At 69.8% G+C, this 14,543-nt stretch carries 15 protein-coding genes; 9 read left to right on the top strand and 6 right to left on the bottom strand.

Annotation, left to right across the window (positions count from 1 at the left end; all coding sequences use genetic code 11):
- Positions 1-3 precede the first annotated feature (3 nt).
- Together ACQYVW_RS10425 and ACQYVW_RS10420 are read right to left on the bottom strand one after the other, a co-directional pair.
- Positions 4-426 carry a Dabb family protein gene (locus ACQYVW_RS10425; RefSeq protein ID WP_434946962.1) on the bottom strand — a complete coding sequence of 141 codons (423 nt, stop codon included), beginning with the start codon at positions 424-426 and terminating at the stop codon, positions 4-6.
- Positions 427-818: 392 nt separating this feature from the next.
- Positions 819-1,313 carry a GyrI-like domain-containing protein gene (locus ACQYVW_RS10420; RefSeq protein WP_434946961.1) on the bottom strand — a complete coding sequence of 165 codons (495 nt, stop codon included), beginning with the start codon at positions 1,311-1,313 and terminating at the stop codon, positions 819-821.
- 244 nt (positions 1,314-1,557) lie between these two features.
- Here ACQYVW_RS10420 and ACQYVW_RS10415 point away from each other — a divergent pair, with 244 nt between their 5' ends.
- The gene (locus ACQYVW_RS10415) at positions 1,558-2,478 is read left to right on the top strand and encodes an alpha/beta fold hydrolase (protein WP_434946960.1); all 921 of its coding nucleotides are present in this window, start codon (positions 1,558-1,560) and stop codon (positions 2,476-2,478) included.
- Between the two features lie 74 nt (positions 2,479-2,552).
- On the opposite strand, the gene ACQYVW_RS10410 is transcribed toward ACQYVW_RS10415, so the two are convergent.
- Positions 2,553-5,225: a bifunctional diguanylate cyclase/phosphodiesterase gene (locus ACQYVW_RS10410; RefSeq protein ID WP_434946959.1), complete on the bottom strand. Its 2,673-nt coding sequence runs from the start codon at positions 5,223-5,225 to the stop codon at positions 2,553-2,555.
- Positions 5,226-5,486: 261 nt separating this feature from the next.
- A complete protein-coding gene (locus ACQYVW_RS10405; protein WP_434946958.1) occupies positions 5,487-5,909 on the bottom strand; it encodes an Lrp/AsnC family transcriptional regulator in 423 nt (140 codons plus the stop codon).
- A 105-nt stretch (positions 5,910-6,014) separates the two neighbouring features.
- Between ACQYVW_RS10405 and ACQYVW_RS10400 the strand changes: the two genes are divergently transcribed.
- The 6 genes from ACQYVW_RS10400 to ACQYVW_RS10375 all read left to right on the top strand — a co-directional run bounded on the left by ACQYVW_RS10400 (position 6,015) and on the right by ACQYVW_RS10375 (position 10,535).
- Complete coding sequence (locus tag ACQYVW_RS10400; RefSeq protein ID WP_434933653.1) at positions 6,015-6,473, top strand: RidA family protein; 459 nt, start codon at positions 6,015-6,017, stop codon at positions 6,471-6,473.
- A 431-nt stretch (positions 6,474-6,904) separates the two neighbouring features.
- Positions 6,905-7,225 (top strand): hypothetical protein, encoded by a 321-nt coding sequence (locus ACQYVW_RS10395; protein WP_434933654.1) that lies wholly within the window; start codon positions 6,905-6,907, stop codon positions 7,223-7,225.
- A gap of 149 nt (positions 7,226-7,374) precedes the next feature.
- A complete protein-coding gene (locus tag ACQYVW_RS10390) occupies positions 7,375-7,785 on the top strand; it encodes a hypothetical protein (RefSeq protein ID WP_434933655.1) in 411 nt (136 codons plus the stop codon).
- Positions 7,786-7,931: 146 nt separating this feature from the next.
- Complete coding sequence (locus tag ACQYVW_RS10385; protein ID WP_434933656.1) at positions 7,932-8,144, top strand: tautomerase family protein; 213 nt, start codon at positions 7,932-7,934, stop codon at positions 8,142-8,144.
- Positions 8,145-8,440: 296 nt separating this feature from the next.
- Positions 8,441-8,929 carry a BON domain-containing protein gene (locus ACQYVW_RS10380; RefSeq protein WP_434933657.1) on the top strand — a complete coding sequence of 163 codons (489 nt, stop codon included), beginning with the start codon at positions 8,441-8,443 and terminating at the stop codon, positions 8,927-8,929.
- 322 nt (positions 8,930-9,251) lie between these two features.
- Positions 9,252-10,535 (top strand): GGDEF domain-containing protein, encoded by a 1,284-nt coding sequence (locus tag ACQYVW_RS10375; protein ID WP_434946957.1) that lies wholly within the window; start codon positions 9,252-9,254, stop codon positions 10,533-10,535.
- A gap of 7 nt (positions 10,536-10,542) precedes the next feature.
- On the opposite strand, the gene ACQYVW_RS10370 is transcribed toward ACQYVW_RS10375, so the two are convergent.
- Positions 10,543-11,124 (bottom strand): SCE4755 family polysaccharide monooxygenase-like protein, encoded by a 582-nt coding sequence (locus ACQYVW_RS10370; protein ID WP_434946956.1) that lies wholly within the window; start codon positions 11,122-11,124, stop codon positions 10,543-10,545.
- Positions 11,125-11,492: 368 nt separating this feature from the next.
- On the opposite strand from ACQYVW_RS10370, the gene ACQYVW_RS10365 reads away from it, so the two are divergent.
- On the top strand, positions 11,493-12,908 hold the full coding sequence (locus tag ACQYVW_RS10365; protein ID WP_434933660.1) for an amidohydrolase family protein: 1,416 nt from the start codon (positions 11,493-11,495) through the stop codon (positions 12,906-12,908).
- A gap of 174 nt (positions 12,909-13,082) precedes the next feature.
- Here the strand turns inward: ACQYVW_RS10365 and ACQYVW_RS10360 are convergent, their stop codons facing one another.
- The gene (locus ACQYVW_RS10360) at positions 13,083-13,622 is read right to left on the bottom strand and encodes a lipocalin family protein (RefSeq protein ID WP_434933661.1); all 540 of its coding nucleotides are present in this window, start codon (positions 13,620-13,622) and stop codon (positions 13,083-13,085) included.
- Between the two features lie 415 nt (positions 13,623-14,037).
- Between ACQYVW_RS10360 and ACQYVW_RS10355 the strand changes: the two genes are divergently transcribed.
- Positions 14,038-14,463: an OsmC family protein gene (locus ACQYVW_RS10355; RefSeq protein WP_434946955.1), complete on the top strand. Its 426-nt coding sequence runs from the start codon at positions 14,038-14,040 to the stop codon at positions 14,461-14,463.
- Positions 14,464-14,543: the final 80 nt, after the last annotated feature.

Here is a 14,543-nt window from a genome sequence, read left to right as displayed (position 1 = left end):
TTTCTAACTTGCGATGACGTCGTATACGACCACGCGCTTCCACAGATGCTCGCAGTCGGCGACGAACTGCTGGTGGATGGGGTGCACCTGATACGCGTTCTGCCCGGCCACATCGTCGAAGAACAGGATTTCCGAGGCGCTGTAGCTGCCGTCGACGACGCCGCGCTGCTCGGTGTCCGCCGGCACGCCGATGTGGATGCCGCGCACGGTGTCGATGCCCGCCAAGGTTCGCAATCCGGCGAGCAGCCTGGCGAGATCCTCCTTGGAATCCGGATTCTTCAGCCAGAAGAACACGTGGTGCACGACCGGCGGGAACGATGCCTTGCTGGCGGGCGTGGAAGCGACCGCGCGGGACCCGGTGGCGGTCGCGCCGACAGCCAGGGCGGTGGCGGCGAAGAGAATTTCTCGGCGGCTGCGATCGGTCATGTTCCGGGTCCTTCGGTGGGATAGCCTGCGGCCCACGAGTATAGGGCGGCAGCGTCGATGTCCCAGCGCTTCCAGACCAAGGAGCAAAGGCCACTGGTGCGCCTCCCTTCCCCTTCCTTCGTCCGCACCGAGCAGGCGTGGCCGGGAAATGGTGTCAGGGGGCATTGGTCCAGCGACCCGACGGGAACGAGGCCATGGGCAATCTCGCCAGCGCACCGCGCGAGCCCCGCCATCCTCGCCACCGGGTGTTGCCGCTGCACCATCCCTCTGACAAGACTTCGCCGCAACCTGCACAGTAGCCGCATCGACCGTCCGGCAGCCGAAGCGCGCGCGCCCCCAGCCCGTTCCCGCCGGGACGTGGCGGAACCCGGCACGTCTCCGCGACCCGCGCCTCACGGATCCTTGAGCTTGATCGTCACCGTGGTGCGCAGCTCACGTTGGTCCAGCCACTCGGCCGGGCCGATGTGACAGATCTCGGAGCGGTGCGCGAACCACTCGCCATCGCGCTGGTGGCGGCTGTCGAACACCAGGCCAGCGTGGCGCGCCCAGCCGATCAGCACCGCGTTGACGGTGACCAGGTCGTCGTATGGGCCGGTGTAGCTGATCTCTGCGTGGCGGCCGGCGGGCAACACGTCGCTTGTGAACTCGCCCTCTGCCTCCGCCGGGTGCGCCATGGGCACGGCGAACTCCATCTGCAGGCGCGGCATGTCGACCACGTTGTGCTTGAGGATCAGCGGACCCGTCGCCGGCAGCCCGCGCTGCGCGAGGTAGGCCGACAGACGGGCGAGGATGTCCGGCATCTCGTCGTCGAACGGCAGGACGACGTATCTGCTGAGCGCGACGTAAGGCGTGGCGTTGCGTTCGACAATGCATGGCAGGCTGAGCATGGCGGTCTCCAGTCGGTGTGCAGGGCGCACGGCGCGCCCCCGCTGGCTCGACGAACGGGGCGAGCGCGAATCGACTTGTCGTCTGCGCGTGCCTGTATCGGCCGTCTGAGGGAACTGGTTCCAGAGACACTGGACGGCACGATCTGATGTTTCGCCGGCTCGACAATGCCGGTCCCGGTTTCTTCACGGATCGATGCCGGGCACAGCCGGACACTCGCTGACGGCCATTGCACGGAGCCGCCACATGACCGCGACCATCCCCCACACCGCGCCAGCCGGTCCCGCGGACCTGGAACTGCGGCTGGGCGTGCGCCACAGGCGCGTGGACGTATTGGGGGTGGACACCTTCTACCGCGAGGCCGGCCCGGAGAATGCGCCTGTCCTGCTGCTGCCGCACGGTTACCCGTGCTCCTCGTTCGAGTTCCGCAACCTGATGCCACGGCTGGCCGATCGCTGGCGGCTGCTTGCACCGGATTATCCGGGCATGGGCTACAGCGCGACTCCCGAGGATTTCGACTACAGCTTCGACGGCTATGCGGCGTTTCTCGACGGTTTCGTGCGCACGCTCGGGATCGAGCGGTTCGCGCTCTATCTCCACGACTTCGGATCGCCGGTCGGGGCGCGGCTCGCGATCATGGATCCCCGGCGCGTGGTCGCGCAGGTGATCCAGAACGGCGATATCCCCTACGAGGACGCACTGGGTCCGAAGTACGTCGACATCGAGGCCACCTGGGCGCTGGCGCCGGATGCCATGCGCAACGCACTCCGCGAGGCGGTGACGGAAGCGGGATTTCGCGAAGAGTTCCTCAACGACCTAGCGCCGGAGCTGCGCCAGCACGTCCCGCCCGACCTGTGGCGTTTGCACTGGTCGCTGACCACGCCGCGCCGCGTGGAGGCGATGGTGGACCTGCTGGCCGACCTCAAGCCCAACCGCCAATGGTTCCCGGCTCACCGCGAGTACCTGCACCGCCATCGCCCGCCCACGCTGATCGTGTGGGGTCCCCACGACCACTACATGCCGGAACCCTCCGCGCGCGCCTACCTGCGCGACCTGCCCGACGCCGAGCTGCACCTGCTCGACGGCGGCCACTGGCTGCTGGAAACCCACCTCGACCAGGTCGTGCGCCTGATGCTGGAGTTCCTGGGGCGCATGCACGCGGGTTAGGCCGCTTGCTGTTGGCAGGGCACGCGCCGGGAGCAATCCCACACACCGCGCAGCAGGGAAAGAGCGACCCACGATCACGAGACGTCGCGCTGGAACACCACCCGCTCGGGCCGATGCAGCAGGAAGCCCTGCGCATAGTCCACACCAAGCTCGCGCAGCACCGACAGCACGCGCTCCTCCTCCACCCATTCGGCGAGCACCCGCAGCTGGCGTTCGTGGCCGATCCGGGTCACCGCATCGATGATGATTCGGCTGACCGGATCGCGGCCCAGGTCGCGCACGAAGCTGCCGTCGATCTTGATGCTGTCCACCGGCAGGTTCTTGAGGTAACCGAATGAGGACATGCCCGCGCCGAAGTCGTCCAGCGCGATGCGGCATCCGGCCGCGCGCAGGCGCTCGATCACCTGCGCGACGCGTTGCAGATCGCGCACCGCCACGGTTTCCGTGATCTCGAAGCACAGCCGCTGCGGCTGCACTCCGAACGTGGCCACCGCATCGAGGATGAAGTCCGCCAGGCCGTCGTCCTCGACGCTGGCACCGGACAGGTTGATCGAACAGCTGCGCAGCTGCGCGCCGCACGGATGCAGCCGCGAGAAGTTGGCCAGCGCGCTGCGGATCACCCAGCGGTCCACGGCGGGCATCAGCCCGTAACGCTCGGCTGCACCGATGAAGGCGCCGGGCAGGATCATGCCGCCAGCAGGGTCGCGCATGCGCAGCAGCAGCTCCACGTGCACGCCATCGTCCGCCGCCGGGTCCAGCGCTACGAGCTCCTGATAGTCGAGCAGCAGTTGCCCCTGCTCCAGCGCCCCGCGCAGCCGGTTGGCCCACTCCATCTCCCCGATGCGATGGGTGCTGGCGGCATCATCGCGATACGTGCAGACCCGGTTGCGCCCGCTTTCCTTGGCCTGGTAGCACGCGCTGTCGGCCCAGGCCAGCAGGTCCTTGAGCGTGCTGCCCTTGCGCTCGACCATGACCAGACCGATGCTGGCGCTGACCGTATAGGTGCGCTCGCGCCAGCGGAAGATATGCCCCTCGATGCAGCGGCGGATGCGCTCGGACAGCGCTTCGGCCTGCGCCAGGTCGACGCCGGGTGCCAGCACGCCGAACTCGTCTCCGCCCAGCCGGGCCAGGATGCTGCCTGGGCCGAGTTCGGCGCGCATCGCCCGCACCAGCTGCACCAGCAGCTGGTCGCCGGCCGCGTGCCCGGACAGATCGTTGATCAGCTTGAACTGGTCGAGGTCGAAGTACAGCAGCGCGAACGGCACGGCCGCCGCAGCGCCCTCGTGTCCGGCCAGCGCTTCGCGCAGCAGCCGCTCGAACTCGCGACGGTTGAGCAGCCCGGTCAGCTCGTCGTGCGTGGCCTGGTAGTGCAGACGCTCGGTCATCGCGCGCTGGGCGCTGGTGTCCGTGGCCACCATCAGCAGGTGCGGAACGCCCTCCACCTCCACCTGCGCCAGCGACGCATTGATCCAGAACGGGGCACTGTCTTCCGGCGCCAGCATCGCCTCCTGGCTGCGCCAGCCGCTGCCGCTCATCGCCATGGCGATGGCGTCCTCGCAGGCGCGGATACTGGCGAACAGCGAGCGCAGCGGTAGCCCGACCACATCGCCCAGCAACTCGCGCGAGGCCTGGTTGGCGTAGGTGATCCGGCTGCCATCGCCATTGGCCAGCAGCACCAGCGCCGGCAGCAGTTCGTTGAGGGTGCGGAAGCGTGCTTCGCTCTCGCCGAAGCGCACGCTCATGCGCCGCCCCAGCTCCACCGCGCGGTGGCGGGTGGTCATCTGCGACCACAGCAGCAATGCCATCAGGACGCTGATCGCGGTGCCGGCGACAAGGATCGAGCGCAGCTGTCCCCATTCGGTGATGCCCCTGCGGGGCCACAGCCGCATCTCCCAGCGGCGGCCGCCAAAATCCACCATGCGCGCCTGCGTCGGGACGTCCGCGGCCGGCTGCGCCGAGGCGAATACCAGATCCTGGCCGGGCGGCGCGTCCAGATCGCGGATGTGCACGTGCATGTATTCCAGCACCCGGCCCTGCAGCGCCTGGGTGATCATCGGCTCCAGCCGCAGGCTGACCGCCAGCGCGCCGATCTCGCGCGCGCGGCGTTCGGCCACCGTCGCCGGCACCGTGCCGTGGGAATAGACCGGCAGGCGCAAGGTGATTCCCAGCGGGCTGTCCGCCTCGCCCTGGAACTGCAGCAGCGGGAACGGTGCCGAGGCGGTCGGCAGGTCGCGGTCGCGGGCCAGCCGCAACGCCCGCAGATTCTCCGGCTGCCGGCTGATATCGAAGCCAACCAGCACCTGGTTGCCTTCCAGCGGCGCCACGAACTGGTAGCGATACGCTTCCGTCGCGGGATGCTCGGGGCTGGCGTGGCGTTGCGCGAATGCGGTGAGCACGTAGCCCTGGGCCAGTTCATGCGGGCGCAGGTTGCGCTGGTACTGGGCGAACTCCTGCTGGTTCATGCCCTTGCTGGACAGGAACACGGTCTGCATCGAGCGCAGCACCATCGCCCCGCCATTCAGCGGCTGGCGCATGCGCGACTGCGCCGCGGTGGCCAGGGCCTGCTGCAGCAGCTCGGATCCCCGCTGCTGCTGCTTCCACTCATGATGCGCGATGGCCGCGGTGCCCAGCAGCCCCAGCAGCAGCAGCGCCAGGGCCCACAGCGCGGAGCTGGACAGCCATCCGCGTGCGCTGACCTCGTCTGCACCCATCTCGCCCCGCGCCCCTCCCGCTTCCTCTGCTGGCATGAATCCGGCTCCCTGACGACAACGGCAAGATGCCGCCTTACCCATCGCACAGCGAAAGCGGCCGGACGGGGACGGCCGTCATCCCGGCCCGCCGCGGCCGGCCGACCATGGCCATCAAACCATCTATCGGGCGGTGAAGGGAATTCTTGAACCCGATTGCTGTGATGTTCGCGCCGCTTCGCGGCTGACAGGGCCTGCGCGCGACGCCTCGCCGGCCTTCATCGCGAACCGCCGCGCTGCCCTGCGCGGACCGCACCGCCTCTAGGCGCCGGACTTGTACCTGCACAGCACGACGCGCGTCGTCACCTCCTCCACCCCGGCGATCGCGGCGATGCGATCGCGTGCGGCGTTGAGCGCATCGGAATCCGGACACTCCAGTTCCAACAGCAGGTCGATATCGCCCGCCAGCGCATAGCAGCGCAGCACCTCCGGCATCGACATCGCGGCCGCCACCACGACCGGATCGGGGGTACGGGCCAGGCGCAGGGCGCAGACCGCGCCCACGCCGCGAGGGTCGCGCGCCAGCTCGATGGTGTAGCGGCTGATCACGCCGCTGGCCTCCATGCGCGCGATGCGGTCGCGCACGGTGCTACGCGACGGGCCGACTTCAGCCGCCAGGGTCTTCAGCGGCACGCTGGCATCCTCGCGCAGCAGCGCCAGCAGGCGCCGGTCGATCGCATCCATCAGGCGTGCTCCCCGCACATTTGTCGGTCCTGTCCGGCGATTTGACGGCTCCGCGCGGGCCGCCAGGCAAGCAGCATGGATGCCATGCACAGCCGCCATCCCCACATGAGCCGCCGACGATTCTGCCAGCTCGCCGGCATGCCCGCAGGCCTGGCGATCGCCACGCTTGCAGCCCCCACCAGGAGCGCCAGCCCCTTGCAGATCCAGCCCATCCAGCCCACCGGCCTTGCGTATGCGCAGGCCAGCCTCGTGACCGGCGCCCAGCGCCTGCTCTTCATCAGCGGACAGGTGCCGGCCCATGCCGACGGCACGGTGCCGGTCGCCTATCCCGACCAGTACCGCCTGGCCTGGCGCAACGTGGAGGCGCAGCTGCACGCTGCAGGCATGAGCTTCGACAACCTGGTCAAGGTCACCATCTTCCTGTCGGATCGGGCGCTGATCGCGCAGAGCGGCGGACTGCGCCAGGAGATCCTCGGCGAGCGGTCTCCTGCGCTGACGATCATCATCGCCGGCATCTACGACAGCGCTTGGCTGCTTGAAATCGAGGCCGTAGCCGCGGCATGAGGCGCGGTGGGGCGAGCGCGACGGCCATCGGGTGCAGCGGCACGCGACCGGTCGTTAGCGATTGGCGGCCGGTCGATCAGGCCTAACGTCTCCTCCACGAGAACGACCGTTGTCAGATAGCACCAACGTCGCGCCAGGTCTGCCTGCGTCGCCGTTGCAGGCGGGGCCCAGGGCCATTCCTCTGAATCGCCTGATAGCATCCGGGCCGTTCAACCAACGGAAACGAGATCGTGCGAACCATGCTGGTCCCTCTGATCGCCGCAGGCGTGCTCACGCTCGCTGGCTGCGCCGGCGAGCGCTCCGCTGCCACCACGGCTGCGGCAACGGCCACCGACGCGGCAACCTCCGCCACTGCAGCCCCCGCGGATGCAGCGCCGGCCACGGGTTCCGCACCGTCGACCCGGAAGGCGGATGCAGGCGGACAGGCCTGCATGATCGCCGGCGAGTTCGAGATCCTCGGCCGCAAGATCCGCTCCCGCGATTGCCTCCAGGCCGGGGCCGACATGCCCGCCGACGAGCACCGCCAGCTCTGCGAAGGCCTGGCCGCAACCTCGGCCCGGATCGGCGAAGGCCAGGCCGGCAGCCTGGCGTACATGGCACGTTGCCCCACGCCGGCACAGGGCAGCTGCCGCGGAATTTTCGGACAGCCCGCCCTGGTGGCGTTCTACTACGAACGCACCGATGATGACCTCGCGGCGCTTCCCGCCAGCTGCGGCATGGGTGGCGGCAGCTGGGAAGAAGCGGCAGGCTGAGCGGGACCCGGGGAATACGGATGGAATCGATTGACCCGGAGTGCCGTTCGCCTGGCGCGCGCGCCGGCGGCTGAGGCGCCGCCCGGCGCTGGCGCACCGCAGCCGGCCAAGCCACCGCTCGACCTGGGGAGGTGTTCGTGCGAATCGCGATGATGCTGATGCTGCTCTGCGCGCTGTACGGCGCCTACCAGCTGTGGCCGAAGGCCGACCCTCTGGCCGAAGTCGCCACGAGCGCGAACGGTTTCGTGCCGGTCGAGAGGCCCGGCGGCGTGTCGCGCGGCTCGGTCCTGGTGCTCGCGCCACGCAACTGCCCCTCCGAGCAGGCGCAGCGCACCGAGATGCTTGTCCAGGAACTGGCCCGGCAGGGCATTCCAGTGGTCAGGAGCGACGCGTTCTCGTTCGATCTCGCGGACCCAACGGCCGAACAGATGGCCGGCGTGGACCGCGCGATCGAAGTGTTCAAGCGCGGCGCTCCCGCGGTGTTCATCAACGGCATGGCGATGTCGAACCCGACCGCCGCGCAGACGGTCGCCGAATACAGGGCGCGCCGGCCCGATTGAGCCATGTCATCGGCGATCACGCCCAAAGGTTCGCGCCGGAATCGGGGCAACCGCCTTGAGGCGGCTCGCGCCTGCCGCGGGCCCGCTCCGCCATCCGCCCCGGCTTCTGCCGAAACGTGTCGCACCCGCCCATCAGGAGCCACCGAATGCCGTACGTGAACCTGCAGATCACCAGGGGCGCCACCCGCGCGCAGAAAGCCGAACTGGTGCGGGAAATGACCGCCACCCTGGTCCGGGTGCTGCACAAGCAGCCGGAACACATCCACATCGTGATCCAGGAAATCGCGGAAGAGGACTGGGGCTATTCGGGCATGCTCACCGACGACTGGAAACGCGAGCAGGGGCGCGGCGCCGGGTGACGCGGAAAGTCTGAAGTGACCACCGAACCATGTCGGCCTGCGTTGCGCGATCCCTGCTGCAGGACCGGTCGAACTGGCCATGGATATCAGTGAGGTACGGCAGCGGGAACCTCGGCTGCAGTGGCCTCTATGGCGTCGGAGCGAGAGGCTGCTCATCCGGCGTGGATGGCCGTCCAGGCGTTCAGCTCGCGCGCCCCAGGCCGCTTAAGCCGGATTAATGCTGGCGGTCGCGCAGTCACGCGTCGTGGACAGGGGCCTGCGCACACTCCGTGCGTTCCCGCCCAAGGAGTCACCTCATGAAGATGTCCCGCATTCCCCTCGCCATTGCCCTGTCGTCCGCGCTCGCGCTCGCCGTGGGCTGCGCTGCCGATACCGATAACCAGGCTGCGGCCGATGCCGACATGGCCCCGGCCACCACGCCGGCCGACCAGGCCACCCCGCCGGCCACCGACCCGATGAACACCGATCCGATGACCGCCGATACGGCCACCACGAATCCGGCCATGGACGCGACCGCCGATGCCAGTCTGGGCGATGGCCAGGCGTCCGACCAGCCCGTCGACGATACCTGGATCACCACCAAGGTGAAGTCGTCGCTGCTGGCCGACACCGAGGTCTCCGGCCTCGACATCAACGTCGATACGCTCAACGGCGTGGTCACGCTGCGTGGCCAGGTCGAGAGCCAGGCCCAGGTCGATGCCGCGACGCGCATCGCGCGCGACATCAAGGGCGTGACCAATGTCGACACCAGCGGCCTGACGGTGGGTGGCGCCGCCACCGAGTAAGCCCCGAGGCAATGCCGGAAGAACGGAAAGGCGGGCTTCGGTCCGCCTTTCTTCGTCTAGGCCCTGTCCGCGGGCGCGGTGCCCGCGCTGCGGCAGGCGGCGCCGCGGGATGGACCCGCTCCGGGAACAGGCGGCCGGCGCTCAAGTTTGCGGCGGCGCGGCCGTTGCCTTCTCAGGCCCTCGGGGCCGGACGGGCGTTCGACACGATGCGGCCGTGCGGCCGGCCGCTCGCCGCAAGGATGCTTCCCCCATCGCTGCGCCAGGCCACCGCCGGTGCGCAGCTGCCCCTCCCGCATCCGCTGCTGCCTGGCTTCGAACGCTGATGATCGCCACCCTCCTCGTCGGCATGCTCTGCGTCTACCTGCTGAGCTTCACCGTGATGTTCCTGCTCATCAGCCGGCGCCTGGGCGGCGAGAAGATGGGGACGGATGCATTCGCGGTGGGCAACCTCGCGCTGGGTTCGGCCTACGTGCTGCAGCTGCTGGAAGGCCCGCCGGGATGGAGCGCGATGAGCGTGGTCAACCACTCGCTCACGCTGTGCGCGCTGCTGGCCTATGCCGTGGGCGGTGCGCGCTTCTTCGGTCGCCGGCCGCCGTTGCTGATCCCGCTGGTGCTGCTGGGCTTCGGCTATGCGGCCGCGCAGGCCGTGGTCGAGGCGGTCTGGGGCACGGTTGCGCGCTATGCGCTGCTCTCGGCGGTATGCGCGCTGTGCTTCGCGGTCATGGTCGGTGCGCTGCTGGTGGGCCTGCGCACCTTCGCCCGCGATCTTCGTGGCGAGGTCGTGGTGTTCGTCCTGCTGATCGGCGGCATCTGCGTGCTGAACGTCGCCAAGCTGGTCAAGCTGCTGTCGGGTGGCCTGGCGGCATTGAGCATGGATGGCCAGTTCCAGATGGTCTTCTACGTGTACATGTGCTCGCTGGCGACCATCATCCCGCCGTCCATCGTATGGCTGGTGCTGCGCCGGCTGACCGACACGCTCCGCAGCGTGGCCGCGCGCGACCCGCTGACGCAGCTGCTCAACCGGCGCGGCCTCACCGAGGCTTTGAACCTGCACTTCCGGCGCAGCAGCGCCGGCGCGCGCCTGTTAGTGATCGACGTGGACCATTTCAAGCGCATCAACGACCGGTACGGCCATCAGGCCGGGGACGCGGCGCTGTGCGCCGTGGCCGATGTGCTGCGGGCGGCAGTCCGCGAGGACGACCTGGTCTGCCGGATGGGCGGCGAGGAGTTCGCGGCGGTCTGCCTGGGGGCCGACGACCGGACCGCCTGGCAGGTGGCCGAGCGCATCCGCTGCGCCATCGCCTCGACGGTGATGCTGCAGGCGCCGGGCCGCGACGGACTGCGCTGCACCGTCACCGTGGGCATCTCGGGGCGCTTCACCGACGAGGCCTCGCTGGCGCGGGCGATGCAGGCGGCGGACGCGGCGCTCTATCGCGGCAAGTCCGCCGGGCGCAACCGGGTGGAGTGGGCGAGGCAGGCAGCCGATGCGCCCTGCCCTCCGGAACACGGACGGGCCAGCTGGCCGGTCGCGCATCCGGAGCGACCTTTGGGCGGCATCGGTGCGGATGTCGTGACGCGGCCCGTGCCCGGCCTGCTCAGCCTGTGAGGCGCGGCTAGCTGTCCCGCCGCAGCCGCAGGTCGATGCACTGGTAGTACAGGTCGTCGGCGTCCTCGGCCGAGGGGTCGTAAGGCGCCTTGTCGAGTTCGGTCATGGCCTGGATGATCTGCAGGGTGCAGTTCTCGCATTCCACGTCGGGCAGTTTGACCTCGACTGAATAGCGCTTGCCGTCCGGTCGATCGTCGTGCCGGCCGAAGTCGTCGATCAGCACGGTCTTGTTGTTGTAGAAGTCGCCCGTGCCGCAGTTGGGCTCGCCCACCCTGCAGGTGCGTCCTGCCGGATTGATGCTGGCGGGATCGCGGAAGTCGTCGTCGCCGTCGTTGTCGAAGGCGATGCGGTAGTAGCCCGGATGCCCGACGTACTCGGTCCAGGCCAGTTCGATGGTCTCGCCGGGCGCGTAGGTGTAGACATTCGTGCCGCGCTCGCCCTCGGGGCGTCCGCAGGGCGCGCTCTTGATCTCGCCGGGCCCGTAGCGCGACTTGTGGGTCTCGCTCATGTCCACGCTGAAGTGGGCGGGGACGCTGCTGGCGCACAGGCCGAGCACGACCAGCAGGCAGGCGGACACCCGGAGGCGCATGGCAGGAATCCTTCGGCGGAAGAGACCCGGACATTACACAATTTCGCCGCGCCCGAGCGCCCGGTGAGGTCGTGTCCTGCAAGGCAAGCGCCCAGGAAAAGTATCAGCTGCAATCGAAACGGTCGTGCTCCCACTCGCCATGCAGCTGCACGGGCAGCGATGGGTGCCGCCGTCGCGTGGCGGTCTTGGGCCGACGCTTCGCCAGCGTGGTCGCGCCGGTATCGAACACCGATGCCGACCGCGGGATGGCGCTTGGGACGCTGTACTGATCGCCGGATCCGGCAAACGGGCTCCAGACCATGCATCGCCATCGCCCGATGCCGCACGCGGCCCTAGAATGCGCGCCCACCTTCCCACCGGATCTCCGCATGCGTTCTGTCCTGCCCCGGGCGTTCGCCGCGCCCCTGCTGCTGGCTGCCGCGCTGGCGCTGTGCAGTACTGCCCTCGCGGCCGCGCCATCGCCGACGCCATCCAGCGCCCTGCTGCTGGGCCGGCTGTTCGACGCCCGCAGCGGCCAGGTGGTGCCGGAGGGCGTGGTGGTGGTGGCGGACGGGCGCATCCGCTGCGCGGGCCCGGTCGATGACTGCAAGTGGGGCCGCGACGCGGCCGTGCACGATTACGGCCGGGCGATGCTGCTGCCGGGACTGATCGACCTGCACGTGCATGCGCGCCCGCACTACATCGGCGCGTTCGTCCCGGCGGGCGTGACCACGGTGCGCGATGCCAACAACACGCTGGCCATGCTGGCCGCGCTTCGGCACAGCGCCGGCGCGCCGCGCATCGTCGCCAGCGGCCCGGCGCTCGATGGCCCGGCCAGCGTGCTGGGCGATGCGCCATCGCCACTGGGCAGCGGGCCGCTGGAGGAACTCATGCCGATCACGGTCGCCGGGGCGGACGACGCCGCCGCCGCAGTGCGTGCGCTCGCCCAGGGCGGCGCGCAGTGGATCAAGCTCTACGACCAGCTGCCGCCCGCGGCGATGGACGCAGCCGTACGCAGCGCGCGCGACGCCGGCCTGCCGGTGATGGCGGACCTGGGCCTGATGCTCACCCGCGGCCTGGACGGCGCGCAGCTGGATGCGCTGCAGGCCGCGCGCGCCGGCGTGTCCACGCTGGAGCACCTGTCGGGCGCGGCCCTGGCCTATCGCCGGCTGGGCGGCGACCCGCTGGCCGCGACGCTGGACGAGGCCCTGCTCGACCGGCTGGCCGGCGAGATCGCAGACAGCGGCATGGCGGTGGTGCCCACCGTCGGCAACTTCCGCCAGTTCGACGCGCCCGGCAGCCTGGCCATCGACGACCTGCCCGGTGCGGCGCGCATGCGCAGCCACTTCGAGGGCTACTGGGATTACCTGGCCAGTGGACTGTCGAGCGAGCGCAATGCGGCGCGCAGCGCGGCCGACCTGCGCCTGGCCGGAGCGCTGCTGCCGCGCCTGGTCGCGGCGGGGGTCGCGGTGGGGGCAGGCTCCGACCTGCCCGCCGCGCCGTGGATGCTGCCCGGCCCCGCCCTGCACCAGGAGCTGCTGGCGCTGGTGGAGGCTGGGCTCAGCCCGGTCCAGGCCCTGCAGTCGGCAACCCACGTGGCCGCCGACATCCTGGGCCGCGACGACCTGGGGCGACTGGAAGCCGGCGCGATCGCCGACATCCTGGTGGTCGAGGGCGATCCGCCGACCGACATCCGCGACACGCGCCGCCTGCGGGCGGTGTGGTTCGAGGGCGGCGAAGTGGACCTGGACGCCGCCTGGGACGGGGTAGTGGACGCGTTGGAAGCCGCGGCCGCGGAGGGCTGAGGCGACGCGCTGTCGCGTTGCGCTGGGCAGGGAGGAGCATGACGCTGCCGGAAGCCGGCAGCGGCTGGCAGTCGACCCTGCCCGCGGCACCGGAACTGGACACGCGCGCGATCGAAGGCGTTGCCGCGGCCGCCCCGCAACATCCAGGTGCGACCCGGCCGCGCCGCCCGCACCTCAGCGCTGCGGCGTGCGGATCAGGCGCGAGGTGTCGTAGCCCAGGCCATTCGCCCTGGCGATGAGCGCATCCAGCTGGTCCTGCGGAAACGCCTGCTCCCGCGTGAGGAACCACAGGTACTTCCTGTCGGGCGATCCGACGATCGCCCAGCGGTAGTCGGGGTCCAGGTCGAGGATCCAGTAATCGCCCCACACCATCGGCAGGAACGACAGGAAGGCGGGGGCGAACCGCACTTCGAGCTTCGAGGTGCTCTCGCCCACCCGGCGTGCGATGGCGCGGGCCTCGATGCGGTTGCCCGCATCGTCGCTGCACTGGTTCACCACGTCGATGCGTCCGTCTTCGCGCAGGCTGTAGCGGGCGGTCGTGTTGGCCGCGCAGTTGCGCTGGAAGAACAGGGGCAGGTGGGCCTGCTCGTACCAGGTGCCGGCATAGCGCGCGAGGTCGACCGAGGGCACGGCTTCGACCTCCTGCGCCTGGGCGTGACCAGGACCGGAGGCCAGCAGCAACAGCGCAGCCAGGGCGAGCATGAGACGGGACATGGCGGGTCCAGTGGCGATGGGACCACGCTGGATCTCATGGCGGCCGTGTCCGAGGCATGAAGAAGCGGGTACGAGGAGCGCCCCGTCCCAGGGCTTCTGGCCGACCGGGACTCGGCGCGAGCAGCCCGGCGCCGCGGGTGTTGCGGTACGGGCCGCGCGGTGCCCGAACCGGGACTGGGGCGACCCACATGTCCGGTGCCGGTCGCATTCGTGTCTCCGTTCGCCGCGGCCGCTGACGCCCTGTCCGCGCGCATGATCGCCGCATGCCGCCACCCGGTGCGGGCAGGCCTCACTGGCGATGCATTTCCGCAGGATCGACCGGATGACGTCTCCAGATGCAGGGCGCGACAAAACTTCGATGGGGTGCCACGCCCGGCATCCCGCGACGATGGCCTCTCTGCGAAGGAACCTGCACATGGAGATTTCAGCCCGCATCCACAGCCGCGCCAGCACGCTCGAGATAAGCGTCGACAGTGCCGGAGCGAGGCGCGCGCTCGCGCTGCCGGCCAAGCCGGACGGGCGCGGCAGCGCCGTCAACGGTGGCGAACTGCTGATGGCGGCACTGGCCACGTGCTATTGCAACGACCTGTACCGGGAAGCCGCACGCCTGGGCATCGGGATCGACGGATGCGAGGTGATCGCCACCGCCTCCTTCGATGGCGTGGGTCTCGGCGCGTCGCGTATCGCCTACTCCGCGCGGGTGGAATCGGCCGCGCCGATCCAGCAGATCGAGCGGCTGCTCTCGGAAACCGATCGCCTGGCGGAAATCCACAACACTATCCGGGGAGGCTGCCCGGTGGAACGTGTTCCCTGGCCCGGGCAGCCTGTCCGCGCCGGATAGGCCCGACGCCTTCGAGCACCAGAAAGCGCACGGTTGCGGCGGGAGCGCTGCGGCGGACGCCCTTCGCACAATCCCATCCA

Origin of the sequence: Luteimonas campi, assembly GCF_051162505.1 — a bacterium.
Taxonomy (GTDB): Bacteria; Pseudomonadota; Gammaproteobacteria; order Xanthomonadales; family Xanthomonadaceae; genus Luteimonas.
The sequence above is the reverse complement of the archived record's forward strand: the minus strand, read 5'-3'. Positions and strand labels throughout refer to the sequence as shown.

Bases quoted from the DNA above. Each gene is read 5' to 3' on its own strand.
- ACQYVW_RS10425 (WP_434946962.1), bottom strand. From the start codon at position 426: ATGACCGATCGCAGCCGCCGAGAAATTCTCTTCGCCGCCACCGCCCTG.
- ACQYVW_RS10420 (WP_434946961.1), bottom strand. From the start codon at position 1,313: ATGCTCAGCCTGCCATGCATTGTCGAACGCAACGCCACGCCTTACGTC.
- ACQYVW_RS10415 (WP_434946960.1), top strand. From the start codon at position 1,558: ATGACCGCGACCATCCCCCACACCGCGCCAGCCGGTCCCGCGGACCTG.
- ACQYVW_RS10410 (WP_434946959.1), bottom strand. From the start codon at position 5,225: ATGCCAGCAGAGGAAGCGGGAGGGGCGCGGGGCGAGATGGGTGCAGAC.
- ACQYVW_RS10405 (WP_434946958.1), bottom strand. From the start codon at position 5,909: ATGGATGCGATCGACCGGCGCCTGCTGGCGCTGCTGCGCGAGGATGCC.
- ACQYVW_RS10400 (WP_434933653.1), top strand. From the start codon at position 6,015: ATGAGCCGCCGACGATTCTGCCAGCTCGCCGGCATGCCCGCAGGCCTG.
- ACQYVW_RS10395 (WP_434933654.1), top strand. From the start codon at position 6,905: ATGATCGCCGGCGAGTTCGAGATCCTCGGCCGCAAGATCCGCTCCCGC.
- ACQYVW_RS10390 (WP_434933655.1), top strand. From the start codon at position 7,375: ATGATGCTGATGCTGCTCTGCGCGCTGTACGGCGCCTACCAGCTGTGG.
- ACQYVW_RS10385 (WP_434933656.1), top strand. From the start codon at position 7,932: ATGCCGTACGTGAACCTGCAGATCACCAGGGGCGCCACCCGCGCGCAG.
- ACQYVW_RS10380 (WP_434933657.1), top strand. From the start codon at position 8,441: ATGAAGATGTCCCGCATTCCCCTCGCCATTGCCCTGTCGTCCGCGCTC.
- ACQYVW_RS10375 (WP_434946957.1), top strand. From the start codon at position 9,252: ATGATCGCCACCCTCCTCGTCGGCATGCTCTGCGTCTACCTGCTGAGC.
- ACQYVW_RS10370 (WP_434946956.1), bottom strand. From the start codon at position 11,124: ATGCGCCTCCGGGTGTCCGCCTGCCTGCTGGTCGTGCTCGGCCTGTGC.
- ACQYVW_RS10365 (WP_434933660.1), top strand. From the start codon at position 11,493: ATGCGTTCTGTCCTGCCCCGGGCGTTCGCCGCGCCCCTGCTGCTGGCT.
- ACQYVW_RS10360 (WP_434933661.1), bottom strand. From the start codon at position 13,622: ATGTCCCGTCTCATGCTCGCCCTGGCTGCGCTGTTGCTGCTGGCCTCC.
- ACQYVW_RS10355 (WP_434946955.1), top strand. From the start codon at position 14,038: ATGGAGATTTCAGCCCGCATCCACAGCCGCGCCAGCACGCTCGAGATA.